Raw genomic sequence first — 16,483 nt, forward strand, 5'->3', positions numbered from 1 at the left:
CGAGCAGGGGATTCGACGGCAGGGCCCAGGAGGGGTGGGAGCTGCGGCCGGCCGCCCGGAAAACCGCGGCCCCGCCCGCCGACACCCCGGCGCCCCCCCCCCGGGCGGGGGCCCCCCGGGCTCATTCGCTTGGGAGTGGGTGCGATCAGGCGAGTCCCTCGACGGCGGCGAGGGCGAAACCGTGGTCCTGCTCCGGCGTGCCACCGCCGACACCGATCGCACCGATCAGCCGGCCGTCACGGTGGACCGGGACACCGCCGGCGATGAACAGCAGCGGCCGGTCGAGCGCGGTGGGCAGGGTATGGAAGAGTCCGCCCGGCTGGACGGCGTCGACCAGGTATGCCGTCGGGGTGTTCAACTGGAGCGCCGTGTAGGCCTTGCGGGTGCTGGTCTCCCCGGAGATCAGCACGGCCCGGTCGTCGCGCCGGAAGGCGAGGAGATGGCCGCCCGCGTCCAGGACGGTGACGCTGACGGTGACTCCGGCATCCTCGGCCGCTCGGCGGGCCTCGGCGACGAGCCGCTCGGCGTCGTGGATGGTGAGCGGGGCGATGGCGTTGGTGCTCATGAAGGGTTTCTCCTGGGGTGGCGCGGAAGTCGGGCTCGCTGAGGTGCGGGTGCGGGCTCAGTGATGGACAGGCGTCCGAGATACGGCCGGTGGGGCGCCCGCCACCTTGGGACCGGAGGCACTGTCGCGGCGCTCCAGGGCGGCCGAGAGGACGGCAAGAACGAGGGCGGCCGCGGCCAGGGCGGCGCCGACCCAGTTGGGGGCGGTGTAGCCGAAGCCTGCCGCGATCACGATCCCGCCGAGCCAGGCGGAGAGGGCGTTGCCGAGGTTGAAGGCGCCGATGTTCACGGCGGAGGCCAGGGTGGGTGCGCCGTGCGCCTGGTCGAGGACGCGCTTCTGCAGCGGCGGGACGGTCGCGAAGCCCAGGGCGCCGATGAGAACGATGGTCACGGCCGCCGCGATCTTGTTGTGCGCTGTGAGCGTGAAGAGTGCGAGCACGACGGCCAGCGCGCCCAGGGAGACGTACAGCATGGGCATCAGGGCGCGGTCGGCGAACCTGCCGCCGACGAGGTTCCCACCGACCATGCCGAGGCCGAAGAGCACGAGCAGCCAGGTCACGGAGCCGTCGGCGAATCCCGCGACATGGGTCATCATCGGCGCTATGTAGGTGATGGCCGCGAAGACGCCGCCGAAGCCGAGGACGGTCATCGCCATGGCGAGCAGGACCTGGGCGTTCTTGAAGGCGGCCAGTTCGTGGCGTAGGTGCACGCCTTCCGGCCTGGGCAGTTCGGGTACCAGCTTGGCGATACCCGCCAGGCCGATCACACCGAGGGCGGCGACGATCCCGAAGGTCACACGCCAGCCGACGTTCTGCCCGATGAGCGTGCCCAGCGGGACACCCACGACGTTGGCCACGGTCAGACCGGTGAACATCATCGCGATGGCTCCGGCCTTCCTGTCCGGGGCGACCAGTTCCGCCGCGACGACCGAGCCGATGCCGAAGAAGGCTCCGTGGGCGAGGGATGCGATCACGCGTCCGATCAGCATGATCGCGAAGGCCGGGGCGACGGCTGACAGCAGGTTTCCGGCGATGAACAGGCCCATCAGCAGCATCAGCATCCGCTTGCGCGGGACCTTGGTGCCGAGGACGGTCATCAGCGGGGCGCCGATCACCACGCCGAGCGCATAGCCCGTGACCAGCAGGCCCGCGGTGGGGATGGAAACCCCGAAGTCGCTCGCGACCTCGGGCAACAAGCCCATGATCACGAACTCTGTGGTTCCGATACCGAAGGCCCCGATCGCGAGGGCCAGAAGCGCGAGAGGCATGTGGGGGTACTACCTTCCCAGACGATTGCAGGAGCGCTTTGCGTGCGTCCACAATAGTTGCAGACGCGGGCTATATGCAACCGCCGGATATTGCGAGCCTGCTCTATCCTGGTTTCAGCCGCTCCGGGACGGAGGAGAACGCCAATGACAGCGACGGACCCCGCGCTCACCGCCCTCTCACAGGGCTGGTGCGCCCTGTCCCTGCTGCACGGGAGGATCGAGGCGCACATCGAGCGGGCCCTGCAGGCGGAGCATGATCTGAGCGTGCGCGAGTACTCCCTGCTCGACGTGCTCAGCCGTCAGCACGACGGCGAGGGGGGCCACCTCCAGATGAAGCAGGTCGCCGACGCGGTCGTCCTCAGCCAGAGCGCCACCACCCGGCTGGTCACCCGGCTCGAGGACCGCGGTCTGCTCGAGCGTTACCTTTGCCCCACCGACCGCCGTGGCATCTACACGAACGTCACCCGGGCGGGGCTCAAGCTGCTCGAAGAGGCACGCCCCACCAATGACGCCGCCCTGCGCGAGGCCCTCGACGCAGCGACCCGGAACCCCGAACTCGCCCCACTGGTACGGGCCGTGGAGTCGCTGCACGCTCCTGCATAGGGTGAGGCCATGGGAGATCTTGAAATTCGTGCCGTCACGGCCGACGACATCCCCGCCGTCGTCGGCATGCTCGCCGACGACCCACTGGGCGCTCGGCGCGAGTCACCGGACGACCTGACTCCGTACCTGACCGCACTGGAACGGCTCGCCGACGATCCCAACCAGCACGTGGTCGTGGCGGTACGCGAGGACCGCATCGTGGGCACGCTCCAGCTCACGATCATTCCCGGGCTGTCCCGGCGTGGCGCCACCCGGTCGGTCATCGAGGGAGTACGCATCCACGCGGACGAGCGAGGTAGTGGCCTGGGTACTCAGCTCATCGAGTGGGCAATCGATGAATCCCGGCGCCAGAACTGCCAGTTGGTGCAGCTGACGTCCGACGTCTCACGCACCGACGCCCGCCGCTTCTACGAGCGGCTCGGCTTCACGGCCTCGCACGTCGGCTTCAAGCTCCAGCTATGAACCGCATCCGGCGGCCTGTTTCACGTGAAACAGCCCGCTCCTCCGGACCGTCTAGCTGATCCCCCGCCACCCTTCGGGATCCACCCCGCCGGGCACCGGTGCCCCCTCCTCGTACGGCTGACGCGTGAACACGAACGACCCGAGGTCGAGATGGCTCACCGCCCCGTCCGGCCGCCGTACGGGCCGCAGAAGCTCTCCGGCGTAGTAGCCCTCCAGCCCCGTCCAGCTGCCGTCACCGTTGGCCCGGAACCGGGACCCGCGACCGTTGCCCGCCAGCGGCCCCAGCGAGAGGAGCCCGTCGGCAGTCACCCGCAGGACGAAGGCATACGTACCCCAGTACCACTGGCCCGCCAGCTCCACCACGGACGGATCCGCTTCCCGCAGCGGCCGCCACGGCTCGGGGATGCGTGGCTCGGCCTCGGCGACGATGCGTACGAGATCCGCCCCCACGGCGGACAGCAGCGGCCCGGAGGTGCAATTGGCCAGCACCACGGCCGCGACGTCGTCCTCGACGCTGATGACGAGGTTCGCCAGAAATCCCGGCAGCGAGCCCGAATGCCCCACCAGCAGCCGACGGTCCCGGCGCTGGATCTGCAGACCGAGCCCGTACGTGACGCCGTCGACCACATCAGCGGCCTCGGCCGGCGCGGCGGGCGTCCGCATTTCCCGTACGGACTCCGCGCTCAGCACCCGGTCGTCCCCCTTGGCCAGGAAGGCGGCGAACCGGGCAAGGTCTCCGGATGTGGACCAGAGCTGTCCGGCGGGCGCCATCCGTCCCAGATCCTCGGCGGGCTCGGGCAGCATCACATCGGCCCAGGGATGCACGGCCCAGCCACCCGCGTGCGGCACCCGGGGCTGAGCACTCGTGCGGCTCAGACCGAGCGGCTCGAGGATCTCCCGCCGAAGTACGTCCTCCCAGGGAGCTCCCCTCAGCTCTTCCACCAGCGCGCCCAGCAGGGTGTATCCGGGGTTCGAGTAGTGGTGGCGGCGGCCGGCGGGGTGCAGGAAGGGCTGTTCACCGAGGACGTCGGCGAGTTCGGGACGCAGCGACCCGGGGGTGCGTTCCCACCACGGTCCGGGCGACTCGGCCGCCAACCCGCCGGTGTGCGCGAGCAGTTCGGCGATGGTCGCCTCCCCCGCACCGGTTCCCGGCAGATGTTTCTCCAGGGCGTCACCGAGGTCGAGCAGCCCCTCGTCCCGCAGCCGGAGTACGAGGACGGCCGTGAAGGTCTTGGTGATCGAGCCGATCCGGTACTGCACGTTCTCGTCGGGGGCGTGCCCGTCCACCGAGGTCCGGGACCCGTGCCACACAGCCTTGCCGTCCCTCACGACCGCGGCCACCAGCGACGGCGTCCGCCCCTCGGCCTGCGCCACGGCGATCCGGTGCAGCAGCGCTCGTCGCGTACCGGGAAGCAGTTCTTCCTGCGATGTCGTCATGCGCCCAGTCCATCCGGTACGGCGACGTGCGTCGAGTTCATTTCTCAGGTGAGAGCGAAGCGTCCGTGCAGGGTCTCAAATCGCGTGACATGTTGATCTCAGCTGACCAGCGGATCCCTGGGTTGTCTCACGGGATGTGATGCGGCTGGAGCGCCGACCTGGTGCCATGGGCGGTACCGGTCCGGTCCTTCGGCCGCGCGTCACCTTGAGATGCGGGCTTCGATGCCGTCGAGCAGGAAGTCGAGGCCGATCCGGAAGGTGTGGTCGGCGTCCAGGTGGGCGGCATCGCGTACCACCGTGGCCAGCGCGGGGAATCGGCCGGTGGCGAAGGTCCGCTCCAGATAGGGCCCGAGTGAGGCCTGCCAACGCTTCTCGTCCATCCCGGTGGCCCGCTCGGCACGCCGCTCGGCGATCTCCCGACGCACCGCGCCGATCACGTACGCCTTGACTGCCGCGACCACCGGCATGATGGCGTCCACGTCGACGCCGCCCAGCGCGGCCACCACGGCCTCCCCACTGGCCAGCGCGTGCGGCCCGAGCTGGGGTCGGCCACCCAGTAGATCGGCGAGCCATTCGTGCTCGTGAGCGGCTTGCCGAGTGGCTTCGGCAAGAGACCGGAGCACCTCCCGCCAGCCGTCCCCGACCGGCCGGATCTCGGCGTGGACAGCGTCGACCATCAGGTCGAGCAACTCCTCCTTGCTGGCGATGTAGCCGTACAGCCGCATCGGACGGACGTCCAGTGCGGTGGCGACCTTGCGCAGCGACACCGCGTCCAGGCCGTCCGCGTCGGCCAGCTGGATCGCCGCTCGCACGATCCGCTCCCGGCTCAACGGGGCAGGCACGGGTCGATTCGGTGGCTCCGGCCTCTCCCACACCAACATGCCGCTAACAATACATCGCATCGGACGATACAGTGTATCGACCAGTACGGCGTATCGGAGGGAAGCACACCATGACCATCGCCATCGTCGGAGCCGGCCTCGGCGGCCTGGCTCTCGCCCGTGTGCTGCACGTGAACGGCATGGATTCCGTCGTCCATGAACGTGAATCGTCACGCGGTGCGCGCGGCCAGGGCGGCATGCTCGACATCCACTCCGGCCAGCGGGCGCTGCGCGATGCCGGTCTGATCGACCAGTTCCACGCGATTGCCCGTGGTGAGGGCCAGGACATGCGGCTGCTCGAGCCGGACGGCACCCTGCTGCTCCAGGAGGACACGCCCGAGGGCGCCCCGCTCGAGCGACCCGAGGTCGACCGTACCGATCTGCGCAACCTGCTGCTGGATTCCCTCCCCGAAGACGTGGTGCGCTGGGGGCACGCGTTCGAATCCGCCGACAACGGCCAGCTGCGCTTCGCCGACGGCAGCAGTGCGACGTATGACCTGCTGGTCGGTGCTGACGGCGCTAACTCCCGGGTCCGCGCACTGCTCACCGACGCTCGACCAGCGCACATCGGCCAAAACGTCGTCGAGCTCTGCATTTCCGACATCGACCGCACCTACCCCGAGCTCGCGGCGATGGTCGGGCGCGGCAACTACTGGGTGCTCGGCAACGGACAATCCCTGGCGGCGCAGCGCAATGGCGACGGCCGCGTACGCATCGGCCTCAGCTTCTACAACACCGCCGAGGACTGGTTCGCCACCAGCGGGATCCCGTTCGACGACCCAGCCGCCGCCCGGGCGCGGCTGATCGAGAAGTTCACCGGCTGGGACCCACGGTTCACCGCACTGATCGCTGCCAGCGACGACACGATCGTGCCACGGTCGATCACTACTCTCCCGGTCGGCCTGACCTGGCCGTCGACGCCAGGCGTCACGCTGCTCGGTGATGCCGCGCACCTGATGCCGCCGGTGGGAGAGGGTGCCAACATGGCGCTGCTCGACGGCGCCCTGCTCGGCCTCGCGCTGGCCGCGCACCCGGACGACTTTCCCGCCGCCGTGGATGAATACGAACGCGAGATGTTCGAACGCACCAGCGCTGCCGCCCGGATGTCCGCGGGCATGCAGGAATTGCTGATGTCGCCGGACGCCGGCCAGAAAATGCTCGCGTTCTTCCAGCCTGACGGAATCCGACATCCTGCAAGGTCTGCGGGTTCCCATCGCCCGTGACCTACGTGTCGTGCTGTGACCTGGGACTTCCCGTTCTGTCTCACATCGCGGCCAAGGACCTCTGCCTCAGGGCCGCGTCATTTCCTCGGCAGGGATCTGGTTGATCGCGGCGACAGTCCGGCGGATCAGGTCTGCGCCATGTCCACGAACCGCGAGTAGTGACCCTGGAAGGCCACCGTGATCGTCGCGGTCGGGCCGTTACGGTGCTTGGCCACGATCAGGTCGGCCTCGCCCGCACGCGGGGACTCCTTCTCGTACGCGTCCTCGCGGTGCAGCAGGATGACCATGTCGGCGTCCTGCTCGATGGAGCCGGACTCACGCAGGTCGGAGACCATCGGCTTCTTGTCGGTGCGCTGCTCGGGGCCACGGTTCAGCTGGGAGAGCGCGATGACCGGGATCTCCAGCTCCTTGGCGAGCAGCTTGAGGTTACGGGACATGTCCGAGACCTCCTGCTGACGGCTCTCGGACCGCTTGGAACCGCCGGACTGCATCAGCTGGAGGTAGTCGATGACCACGAGTTTGAGGTCGTTGCGCTGTTTGAGGCGTCGGCACTTGGCACGGATCTCCATCATCGACAGGTTCGGGGAGTCGTCGATGTAGAGGGGGGCCGCGGAGACGTCGGGCATGCGGCGGGCCAGTCGCGTCCAGTCCTCATCGGTCATCGTGCCCGAGCGCATGTGGTGCAGGGCGACACGTGCCTCCGCGGACAGCAGACGCATGGCGATCTCGTTGCGGCCCATTTCGAGCGAGAAGATGACGCTCGGCAGGTTGTGCTTGATCGAGGCGGCCCGCGCGAAGTCGAGGGCGAGCGTCGACTTACCCATGGCGGGACGCGCCGCGATGACGATCATCTGGCCGGGGTGCAGACCGTTGGTCAGCGAGTCGAAGTCCGTGAACCCGGTGGGCACACCCGTCATCTCACCGCTGCGGGAACCGATGGCCTCGATCTCGTCGAGGGCACCCTCCATGATGTCGCCGAGCGGGAGGTAGTCCTCGCTGGTGCGCTGCTCGGTGACGGCGTAGATCTCGGCCTGGGCCCGGTTGACGATCTCGTCGACGTCGTCGTCCGCCGCGTATCCCATCTGGGTGATGCGTGTGCCGGCCTCGACCAGGCGGCGCAGCACGGCCCGCTCGTGAACGATCTCGGCGTAGTACTCCGCGTTGGCCGCGGTCGGTACGGTCTGGACGAGCGTGTGCAGATAGGAGGCGCCGCCGACCTTGTTGATCTCGCCGCGCTTGGTGAGCTCGGCGGCGATCGTGATGGGGTCGGCCGGCTCGCCCTTCGCGTAGACGTCGAGGATCGCCTGGAAGATCGTCTCGTGGGCGGGCTTGTAGAAGTCGTGGCCCTTGAGGACCTCGACCACGTCCGCGATGGCGTCCTTGGACAGCAGCATGCCGCCGAGAACGGACTGCTCGGCGTCGAGATCCTGCGGCGGCACCCGCTCGAAGGTCGAGCCGCCACCGTCCCACTCGCCGTTCTCCCGGCCGCGCTCGTGCTGCTCGTCACGGCTTCGGCCACCGTCCCCGCGCCGACGGGAGGCGGGCAGACGATCACTGGGACCGCTGTCGGCCCACGGGTCGTCCAAGGGCTCGGAAATGCTCACCGAGCCACCTCCTCCCGTCCGCCGAGCGGACCTCGCCGTGCCTACTCTTTCTACGGCACGACACTGACAATTGAGAGGCCCAACTCCGGTTCTGCCGCGTCGGTTTTATGACATTTCCGAGGCCGGTGGACGGAGCGGGCGCCGGACCACGTTAGGCCTGTCGGCACCGTCAGCCAATCTGGTTATCCACAGGCCATGTGGACGACGGTCCCGATGCTGTGGAGAACTCGGCAAAACCTGTGCACGACCCGGTGGACAGCCCTGTGAACAAGACCTCGATTCCGTCAGGGAAAACCTTCTGACCTGCAGAATTGCCATCCACCGTCTGTGCAGAAGAAAAACTTCCCCAGTCGGATCAAGATCCCATCGAACAGTGCACCGGACCACGGGGCGCCAGACCTCGAGTAAGGGACAGGAGCCATTTGCACCTCTTACCTGTGGACGATTAGATTAGTGCTCATGCCACAGGCTCCCGCGATCCCCAGGGCCACCCGTCGGCGGCACGACCGCGAGATCGTCGGGCTGGCCGTCCCGGCCTTCGGTGCACTCGTCGCCGAGCCCCTGTTCGTCATGGCCGACAGTGCGATCGTCGGTCACCTCGGCACCGCCCAGCTCGCCGGTCTGGGCGTGGCATCCGCCCTCCTCACGACGGCCGTGAGTGTCTTCGTCTTCCTCGCCTACGCCACGACGGCCGCCGTCGCCCGGCGGGTGGGCGCGGGCGATCTCCGGGCAGCCATACGCCAGGGCATGGACGGAATATGGCTGGCACTGCTGCTCGGCGCGGCGGTCATCGTCGCCGTCCTGCCCACGGCGTCCCAACTCGTGTCCCTCTTCGGCGCCTCGCACACCGCCGCTCCTTACGCGGCGTCCTATCTGCGCATCTCCGCGCTGGGCATCCCGGCGATGCTGGTCGTGCTCGCCGCGACCGGGGTGCTGCGCGGACTCCAGGACACCCGGACCCCGCTGTACGTCGCCGTCGCGGGCTTTGTCGCCAACGGCGCTCTGAACGCCGGGCTTGTCTATGGCGCCGGGCTCGGCATCGCCGGGTCGGCCTGGGGCACCGTGATCGCCCAGTTCGGCATGGCGCTGGTCTATCTCGTCGTCGTCGTACGCGGGGCCCGCCGACACGGGGCGTCTCTGCGGCCCGATGCCGCCGGGATCAGAGCCTGCGCACAGGCCGGTGTTCCGCTGCTCGTCCGCACGCTGTCGCTGCGGGCGATCCTCATGATCGCCACGGCTGTCGCGGCCCGTCTCGGGGACGCCGACATCGCCGCCCACCAGATCATCCTGTCCCTGTGGAGTCTGCTGGCCTTCGCCCTCGACGCCATCGCCATCGCGGGCCAGGCCATCATCGGACGCTACCTGGGCGCCGGCGACGCCCTCGGCGCCCGGGACGCCTGCCGTCGGATGGTCCAGTGGGGAGTGGCGGTCGGAACACTTCTCGGACTGCTGGTCATCGTGGCCCGCCCGGCCTTCTTGCCGCTGTTCACCAGCGACCCCACGGTGACGGACACCGCGCTGCCCGCCCTGCTGATGGTGGCGCTCTCCCAGCCGGTCTGCGGGGTTGTCTTCGTGCTGGACGGCGTCCTCATGGGTGCGGGAGACGGCCCGTATCTCGCCGTAGCCATGCTGCTGACCCTCGCGGTCTTCGCGCCGGTGGCCCTGCTCGTCCCCGCCCTCGGTGGTGGCCTCACCGCACTCTGGGCGGCCATGACGCTGATGATGGCCGTACGGATGCTGACGCTCTGGCTGCGGGCCCGCTCCGGTCGTTGGATCGTGACGGGCGCATCGCGCTGACCACAACCTGCCGACCATTCGCATGGAACTCCGCGGGCTGTCACGTTTCACGTGAAACAGGCTCGCTGCTCGCTCCACGACCGTCGTGCCTCATCCAACAACGGCCGGCCAACCGTCGCAGGCCGGGCATGCAGAAGGGGCCGCGCCCATGAAGGGTGCGGCCCCTCTGTCACTGCTCAAGCAGAGCGCGGCAATCAGGCCGCGACGACCTCGATGTTGACCTTGGCGGCAACCTCGGGGTGCAGACGCACGGACGTCTCGTGGGCGCCCAGGGTCTTGATCGGCGCGCCCAGCTCGATGCGACGCTTGTCGACCTCGGGACCACCGGAAGCCTTGATCGCGGAAGCGATGTCGGCCGGGGTGACGGAACCGAAGAGACGGCCGGAGTCGCCGGAGCGAACGGCCAGGCGGACCTTGACGCCCTCGAGCTGGGCCTTCACAGCGTTGGCCTGCTCGATCGTCTGGATCTCGTGGATCTTGCGAGCGCGACGGATCTGCTCGACGTCCTTCTCGCCACCCTTGGTCCAGCGGATAGCGAACTTCCGCGGGATGAGGTAGTTGCGAGCGTAGCCGTCCTTGACGTCGACGACCTCGCCGGCGGCACCGAGGCCGGAGACCTCGTGGGTGAGGATGATCTTCATTAGTCGGTCACCCTTCCCTTAGCGCGCGGTGGACGTGTAGGGCAGCAGCGCCATCTCACGGCTGTTCTTGACGGCCGTGGCGACGTCACGCTGGTGCTGCGTGCAGTTGCCGGTCACGCGGCGGGCACGGATCTTGCCGCGGTCGGAAATGAACTTCCGCAGCATGTTCGTGTCCTTGTAGTCCACGTACGTGACCTTGTCCTTGCAGAAAGCGCAGACCTTCTTCTTCGGCTTGCGCACAGGCGGCTTCGCCATGGTGTTTCTCCTGTGTGATCAAGAAGTTTGGGTACGACCCGCCCTCGGTCCGAGGACCTAGAAGGGGGGCTCGTCCGAGTAGCCGCCGCCACCGCCGGAGCCGCCGCCCCAGCCGCCGCCACCCTGGTTGCCACCGGCGGGAGCGCCGGTCGCCCACGGGTCGTCGGCAGGAGCGCCGCCCTGCTGGCCGCCACCGGAGCCTCCGCCCCAGCCGCTGCCCTGCTGGCCGCCACCGCCGCCGTAACCGCCCTGGCCACTGCGGCCACCGCCGGCGGTCTTGGTGACCTTGGCCGTGGCGTTGCGCAGGCTGGCGCCGACTTCCTCGACGTCCAGCTCGTAGACCGTGCGCTTGACGCCCTCGCGGTCCTCGTACGACCGCTGCTTCAGCCGGCCCTGCACGATGACGCGCATGCCTCGCTGGAGCGACTCGGCGACGTTCTCAGCCGCCTGACGCCAGACCGAGCAGGTCAGGAAGAGGCTTTCGCCGTCCTTCCACTCGTTCGTCTGACGGTCGAAGGTGCGGGGAGTGGACGCGACGCGGAACTTCGCGACCGCCGCACCGGACGGGGTGAAGCGCAGCTCGGGGTCGTCGACAAGATTGCCGACGACCGTGATGACGGTCTCGCCTGCCATGGGGGAACCTCTCGGCGGGTTTGCTGCTCTGGCTGCTTGGTTGCTGCTACTCGAATCCCGGGATCAGCTGAGCTGGAGGCTCAGTGGGTCTCGGGGCGGAGGACCTTGGTCCGGAGGACCGACTCGTTCAGGTTCATCTGGCGGTCGAGCTCCTTGACGACCGCAGGCTCGGCCTGCAGGTCGATGACCGAGTAGATGCCCTCGGGCTTCTTCTTGATCTCGTACGCGAGACGACGACGGCCCCAGGTGTCGACCTTCTCCACCTTGCCGTTGCCCTCACGGACGACGGAGAGGAAGTTCTCGATCAGGGGGGCGACAGCGCGCTCCTCCAGATCGGGGTCGAGGATGACCATCACCTCGTAGTGACGCATGTGGAACCCACCTCCTTTGGACTCAGCGGCCACGGTCGTTCCGTGGCAGGAGGGTTGTGATGCGTACGCAACGGTATCGGCCACCACTGACAATCGGGGCTCCCGCCGGGAGTCCCTGCCATGGCCTGGGCAGACACCGGTGCAGACGGTACAGAGTACCCGCACCCCCGCTTCCGGTTGAAATCCGACCGCGGGGACCCTCAATCTGTACACGTCGGGTGTGTATGGCGCTACGATGCGCCGCCTTCCGCAGGAGGTGCCCTATGGCACAGCAGGCATTGCGACCCAACACCGCCGGATCCTTTCTCGCGACGGACGGCAAACCTCATCCCGTCCAGGACGCACTGACCCTGGTGACCCTGGTTCTGGGTGTGACGTCCTTCATCACGGCGATGTTCGACAACCTCCACCTGATCAGCTCATGGACGGGCCTGGTGGGGATCTTCACCGGCGCCTACGGGCAGTGGATCTCGGAGACCACCCGTGAGCGCCTCGGTCTGATCCTGGGTCTCGGTGCCTCGGGCGTCGGTTTCTACCTGGGAATGGCGCACGGCGGCCTGTTCGGCGGAATCGGCGGATGACCCTCCGGACACCGCCGCTCGAACGTCCGTAGAACATGCCTGATCGCCCCGGTGCACGGCAGGCCGGGGCGAAGCACCCGTGCGCCCAGTCGGGGCGCTCGACAGGCGCAGTAGGCTTCGCGCGAGAGCCGGAGCCCCTGTACCCATGGGGACACACCAGCCCGAGGAGCGCCCCGACATGAGCCTGACCCTGAGGACCATCAGCCGCGAGCAACATCTGGCATACATCCAGAGCCTGCCAGCGGCGAGCCACATGCAGGTCCCGGCCTGGGCCGATGTGAAGGCGGAGTGGCGCTCCGAAAACCTCGGCTGGTTCGACGACCGCACCGGCGAGATGGTCGGCGCGGGCCTGGTCCTCTACCGCCAGCTGCCCAAGATCAAGCGCTACCTCGCCTACCTTCCCGAGGGCCCGGTCATCAACTGGTTCGCGCCCAATCTGGACGACTGGATCCAGCCGATGCTCGCCCACCTCAAGCAGCAGGGCGCCTTCTCCGTGAAGATGGGCCCGCCGGTGATCATCCGGCGCTGGGAGGCCAACTCCATCAAGCAGGGCATCCAGGACCCGGACGTGAAGCGTCTGCGCGACATCGAGGCCGACTTCATCGAGCCGCGCGCCTTCGAGGTGGCCGACAAGCTGCGCCGCATGGGCTGGCAGCAGGGCGAGGACGGCGGCGCCGGCTTCGGCGACGTGCAGCCCCGTTACGTCTTCCAGGTGCCGCTGGCCAACCGCTCCCTGGAAGAGGTGCACAAGAACTTCAACCAGCTGTGGCGCCGCAACATCAAGAAGGCCGAGAAGGCCGGCGTCGAGGTCGTCCAGGGTGGCTACCAGGACCTCGAGGAATGGCAGCGGCTGTACGAGATCACGGCCGTGCGCGACCACTTCCGGCCCCGCCCGCTGTCGTACTTCCAGCGCATGTGGACGGCCCTCAACACCGAGGACCCCAACCGCATGCGGCTGTACTTCGCCCGGCACAACGGGGTGAACCTGTCGGCGGCGACGATGCTGATCGTCGGTGGGCACGTCTGGTACTCCTACGGCGCCTCCGACAACATCGGGCGAGAGGTCCGGCCCTCGAACGCGATGCAGTGGCGGATGCTGCGCGACGCCTACGCGCTCGGCGCCACCGTCTACGACCTGCGGGGCATCTCCGACTCGCTGGACGAGACCGACCACCTCTTCGGCCTGATCCAGTTCAAGGTGGGCACCGGCGGGCAGGCCGCGGAGTACCTCGGCGAGTGGGACTTCCCGCTGAACAAGCTGCTCCACAAGGCTCTCGACATCTACATGTCGCGACGCTGACGTCACGTTCAGTGCTTCCATACCCTTGATACACCGCAGCCACGAGAAAGGTTCCAGGTCCGGCCATGGCGCTCACGCTCTACGTCGACACCGCGCGCTGGCGTGCGCACCACAAACACGTGCAGGAGCAGTTCCCGGGGCTCGTCCCGGTCTGCAAGGGCAACGGCTACGGCTTCGGGCACGAACGCCTCGCGGAGGAGGCCACGCGGCTGGGCTCTGACATCCTCGCCGTCGGCACGACGTACGAGGCAGCACGTATCAAGGACTGGTTCGGCGGCGACCTGCTGGTGCTGACGCCGTACCGGCGCGGTGAGGAGCCCGTGCCGCTGCCCGACCGGGTCATCCGCTCGGTGTCGTCCATCGACGGCGTGTACGGCCTGGTCGGTGCCCGTGTCGTCATCGAGGTGATGTCCACGATGAAGCGGCACGGCATCAGCGAGGAAGAACTGCCGCAGCTGCACTCGGCCATAGAGAACGTCCGGCTGGAAGGCTTCGCCATCCACCTGCCGCTGGACCGCACCGACGGTTCGGACGCCGTCGAGGAGGTCATCGGCTGGATGGACCGCCTGCGTGCGGCCCGCCTGCCGCTGCACACGATGTTCGTCAGCCACCTCAAGGCCGACGAACTCGCCCGGCTGCAACAACAGTTCCCGCAGACCCGCTTCCGCGCCCGCATCGGCACGCGGCTGTGGCTGGGCGACCACGACGCCACCGAGTACCGCGGCGCGGTCCTGGACGTCACGCGTGTGGCCAAGGGCGACCGCTTCGGCTACCGCCAGCAGAAGGCCGCCTCGGACGGCTTCCTGGTGGTCGTGGCGGGCGGTACGTCGCACGGGGTGGGCCTGGAGGCCCCCAAAGCCCTGCACGGCGTCATGCCGCGCGCCAAGGGCGTCGCACGGGCCGGCCTGGCCACGGTCAACCGGAACCTTTCTCCGTTCGTCTGGGGCGGCAAGCAGCGCTGGTTCGCGGAGCCCCCGCACATGCAGGTGTCGATCCTGTTCGTGCCGTCGGACGCGCCCGAGCCGAAGGTGGGCGAGGAGCTGGTGGCCCATCTGAGGCACACCACCACGCAGTTCGACCGGCTCGTGGACCGCTGACCCGCGGACCGCTGAGAGGCCTCCTGGCAGCAGAAAGGCCGTACACGGATCTCCCGTGTACGGCCTTTTCCGTGCCGTGCGCCCGCCCTGCGGCCGGGGCCTGCCAGGCCCTGTTCGCTCAGAGCGAACTCTCCGTGGAGGACGTCGGCCCCTGGCCGCCCCACTCCACTTGAGGAACCTGCGGAGCACCGAACTGAGCGGCGTGCCGCGGGCGACGGGCCGCCGCGCCGAACACGACGATGTCCTCCGCACCGTCGAGCACCCCGCCCGAAGGGTCGTCGTCGCCCGCCCGGCGCACAACGTCCCGCTCCGGCATGAGGATGTCCCGCACGACCATGGCGCACAGGTAGAGCGTGCCCAGCAGGTGAACCGCGATCGCCCAGTGGTAGCCCTGGGTCGGCAGGCCCTTGTGGGCGTCCCCGCTGGTCGTGTACGCGAGGTACATCCAGATCCCCAGGAAGTACGCCACCTCGCACGCCTGCCAGATCAGGAAGTCCCGCCACTTCGGCCGCGCCAGCACGGCCAGCGGCACCAGCCACAGCACGTACTGCGGCGAGTAGACCTTGTTGGTCAGGATGAAGGCGGCCACGATCAGGAAGGCGAGCTGGGCGAAGCGCGGGCGGCGCGGGGCCGTGAAGGTGAGCGCCGCGATACCCGCGCAGCACAGCAGCATCAGCAGCGTGGCGAGCGTGTTGACGGTGTCGGTGGTGGGCGGGTTGCTCGAGTTCTGCGCCCAGATCAGCCAGAAGGAGCCGAAGTCCACGCCCCGCTCCTGGCTGAACGTGTAGAACTTCGACCAGCCCTCGAACGCGAACGCCATCACCGGCAGGTTCACGGCGAACCAGGCCACCGCCGCGCCGCCCAGGGCCTTGCCGAAGTCCCGCCACTTGCCCGCGCGCCAGCACAGCAGCAGCAGGGGGCCGAGCAGCAGGACGGGATAGAGCTTGGCGGCCGTGGCGAGCCCCAGCAGGACACCGAAGGCGAGGGAGCGGCCTCGCGACCACATCAGCATCGCCGCGGCCGTCAGAGCGACCGCCAGCAGGTCCCAGTTGATGGTGGCCGTCAGCGCGAAGGCGGGCGCCAGAGCGACCAGGAGGCCGTCCCAGGGCCGGCGGCCGTGCGTACGGCTCACACAGACGGCGATGACGGCGGCGCACGCCATCAGCATTCCGGCGTTGACGAACCAGTACCACTGCTCCTGGTGCTGGATGCTGCCGCTGTGCGGCGTGAGCCAGGAGGCCACCTCCATGAAGACACCGGTCAGCACCGGGTATTCGAGGTAGTCCATGTCGCCCTGGAGCTTGTCGAAGTACGGCACCAGCCCATCGGAGAAGCCGCGCCCCTGGTACAGGTGCGGGATGTCCGAGTAGCACGCGTGCGTGTACTGGGAACTGGCGCCGAAGAACCAGGCGCTGTTGTAACAGGGCGCCTTCTGAACCAGGCCGAGGGCGAACATGCCGATCGCCACGAGCGCGACCACCCGTACGGGCGTCCACCAGGACGTCCCGAGCAGGGCACGGCGGCCGATGGGACCGCCGATCAGCTCACTGCCGGCCGCGGCGACCTCGTCCTCCCTGGTCGGCCGCACCGGCTCCGGCTCGTGCACGCTCGCGGGCGTCGTTTCTGCACTGGGCATGGGGCACATCCTGCCGTACGTGTCTAGGAATACGCCGAGGGCCGCCGCACCTCGTGGGGGGGGGGGGGGCCCCGTGTGCGGTGAGAACCTATGTGGGGGGGGGCGGCGCCACACACGGGACCGCGGGGGGA

At 68.6% G+C, this 16,483-nt stretch carries 17 protein-coding genes; 7 read left to right on the plus strand and 10 right to left on the minus strand.

Annotated elements, in window-relative coordinates:
• Positions 1-145: 145 nt before the first annotated feature.
• Entirely contained in the window at positions 146-565 is a 420-nt protein-coding gene (locus ACFW2E_RS13995) for a heme-binding protein (protein ID WP_384466019.1), read from the minus strand.
• Between the two features lie 57 nt (positions 566-622).
• Positions 623-1,831 carry an MFS transporter gene (locus tag ACFW2E_RS14000; RefSeq protein ID WP_384466021.1) on the minus strand — a complete coding sequence of 403 codons (1,209 nt, stop codon included), beginning with the start codon at positions 1,829-1,831 and terminating at the stop codon, positions 623-625.
• A 144-nt stretch (positions 1,832-1,975) separates the two neighbouring features.
• On the opposite strand from ACFW2E_RS14000, the gene ACFW2E_RS14005 reads away from it, so the two are divergent.
• Together ACFW2E_RS14005 and ACFW2E_RS14010 are read left to right on the plus strand one after the other, a co-directional pair.
• Positions 1,976-2,434, plus strand: coding sequence for a MarR family winged helix-turn-helix transcriptional regulator (locus tag ACFW2E_RS14005; protein WP_384466023.1), 459 nt, complete (start codon positions 1,976-1,978; stop codon positions 2,432-2,434).
• A gap of 9 nt (positions 2,435-2,443) precedes the next feature.
• Entirely contained in the window at positions 2,444-2,896 is a 453-nt protein-coding gene (locus ACFW2E_RS14010) for a GNAT family N-acetyltransferase (protein ID WP_384466025.1), read from the plus strand.
• Positions 2,897-2,947: 51 nt separating this feature from the next.
• Here ACFW2E_RS14010 and ACFW2E_RS14015 read toward each other — a convergent pair whose 3' ends face one another.
• Both ACFW2E_RS14015 and ACFW2E_RS14020 read right to left on the minus strand, forming a co-directional pair.
• On the minus strand, positions 2,948-4,333 hold the full coding sequence (locus ACFW2E_RS14015; RefSeq protein WP_384466027.1) for a serine hydrolase domain-containing protein: 1,386 nt from the start codon (positions 4,331-4,333) through the stop codon (positions 2,948-2,950).
• A gap of 200 nt (positions 4,334-4,533) precedes the next feature.
• Positions 4,534-5,214: a TetR/AcrR family transcriptional regulator gene (locus ACFW2E_RS14020; RefSeq protein WP_384466029.1), complete on the minus strand. Its 681-nt coding sequence runs from the start codon at positions 5,212-5,214 to the stop codon at positions 4,534-4,536.
• 71 nt (positions 5,215-5,285) lie between these two features.
• Between ACFW2E_RS14020 and ACFW2E_RS14025 the strand changes: the two genes are divergently transcribed.
• The gene (locus tag ACFW2E_RS14025; RefSeq protein WP_384466031.1) at positions 5,286-6,437 is read left to right on the plus strand and encodes an FAD-dependent oxidoreductase; all 1,152 of its coding nucleotides are present in this window, start codon (positions 5,286-5,288) and stop codon (positions 6,435-6,437) included.
• 125 nt (positions 6,438-6,562) lie between these two features.
• Here ACFW2E_RS14025 and dnaB read toward each other — a convergent pair whose 3' ends face one another.
• Positions 6,563-8,041 carry a replicative DNA helicase gene (gene dnaB / locus ACFW2E_RS14030; RefSeq protein ID WP_384466033.1) on the minus strand — a complete coding sequence of 493 codons (1,479 nt, stop codon included), beginning with the start codon at positions 8,039-8,041 and terminating at the stop codon, positions 6,563-6,565.
• Between the two features lie 459 nt (positions 8,042-8,500).
• On the opposite strand from dnaB, the gene ACFW2E_RS14035 reads away from it, so the two are divergent.
• Entirely contained in the window at positions 8,501-9,838 is a 1,338-nt protein-coding gene (locus ACFW2E_RS14035; protein WP_384466035.1) for an MATE family efflux transporter, read from the plus strand.
• 194 nt (positions 9,839-10,032) lie between these two features.
• Here the strand turns inward: ACFW2E_RS14035 and rplI are convergent, their stop codons facing one another.
• From rplI to rpsF, 4 genes are all read right to left on the minus strand, one after another.
• The gene (rplI, locus tag ACFW2E_RS14040) at positions 10,033-10,479 is read right to left on the minus strand and encodes a 50S ribosomal protein L9 (protein WP_384466037.1); all 447 of its coding nucleotides are present in this window, start codon (positions 10,477-10,479) and stop codon (positions 10,033-10,035) included.
• 18 nt (positions 10,480-10,497) lie between these two features.
• On the minus strand, positions 10,498-10,734 hold the full coding sequence (gene rpsR / locus ACFW2E_RS14045) for a 30S ribosomal protein S18 (RefSeq protein WP_003949403.1): 237 nt from the start codon (positions 10,732-10,734) through the stop codon (positions 10,498-10,500).
• A gap of 57 nt (positions 10,735-10,791) precedes the next feature.
• Positions 10,792-11,367, minus strand: a complete 576-nt coding sequence (locus tag ACFW2E_RS14050) for a single-stranded DNA-binding protein (RefSeq protein ID WP_384466041.1) — start codon at positions 11,365-11,367, stop codon at positions 10,792-10,794.
• 80 nt (positions 11,368-11,447) lie between these two features.
• The gene (rpsF, locus tag ACFW2E_RS14055) at positions 11,448-11,738 is read right to left on the minus strand and encodes a 30S ribosomal protein S6 (RefSeq protein ID WP_003956532.1); all 291 of its coding nucleotides are present in this window, start codon (positions 11,736-11,738) and stop codon (positions 11,448-11,450) included.
• A 263-nt stretch (positions 11,739-12,001) separates the two neighbouring features.
• Here rpsF and ACFW2E_RS14060 point away from each other — a divergent pair, with 263 nt between their 5' ends.
• The 3 genes from ACFW2E_RS14060 to ACFW2E_RS14070 all read left to right on the plus strand — a co-directional run bounded on the left by ACFW2E_RS14060 (position 12,002) and on the right by ACFW2E_RS14070 (position 14,716).
• Complete coding sequence (locus tag ACFW2E_RS14060; RefSeq protein ID WP_384466043.1) at positions 12,002-12,319, plus strand: hypothetical protein; 318 nt, start codon at positions 12,002-12,004, stop codon at positions 12,317-12,319.
• A gap of 178 nt (positions 12,320-12,497) precedes the next feature.
• Positions 12,498-13,619, plus strand: a complete 1,122-nt coding sequence (gene femX, locus ACFW2E_RS14065) for a peptidoglycan bridge formation glycyltransferase FemX (protein WP_384466045.1) — start codon at positions 12,498-12,500, stop codon at positions 13,617-13,619.
• 65 nt (positions 13,620-13,684) lie between these two features.
• Positions 13,685-14,716 carry an alanine racemase gene (locus ACFW2E_RS14070; RefSeq protein ID WP_384466047.1) on the plus strand — a complete coding sequence of 344 codons (1,032 nt, stop codon included), beginning with the start codon at positions 13,685-13,687 and terminating at the stop codon, positions 14,714-14,716.
• 118 nt (positions 14,717-14,834) lie between these two features.
• On the opposite strand, the gene ACFW2E_RS14075 is transcribed toward ACFW2E_RS14070, so the two are convergent.
• Entirely contained in the window at positions 14,835-16,352 is a 1,518-nt protein-coding gene (locus ACFW2E_RS14075) for a glycosyltransferase family 87 protein (RefSeq protein ID WP_384466049.1), read from the minus strand.
• Positions 16,353-16,483: the final 131 nt, after the last annotated feature.

The sequence above is a fragment of the Streptomyces sp. NPDC058964 genome (genome assembly GCF_042741275.1).
Taxonomy (GTDB): Bacteria; Actinomycetota; Actinomycetes; order Streptomycetales; family Streptomycetaceae; genus Streptomyces.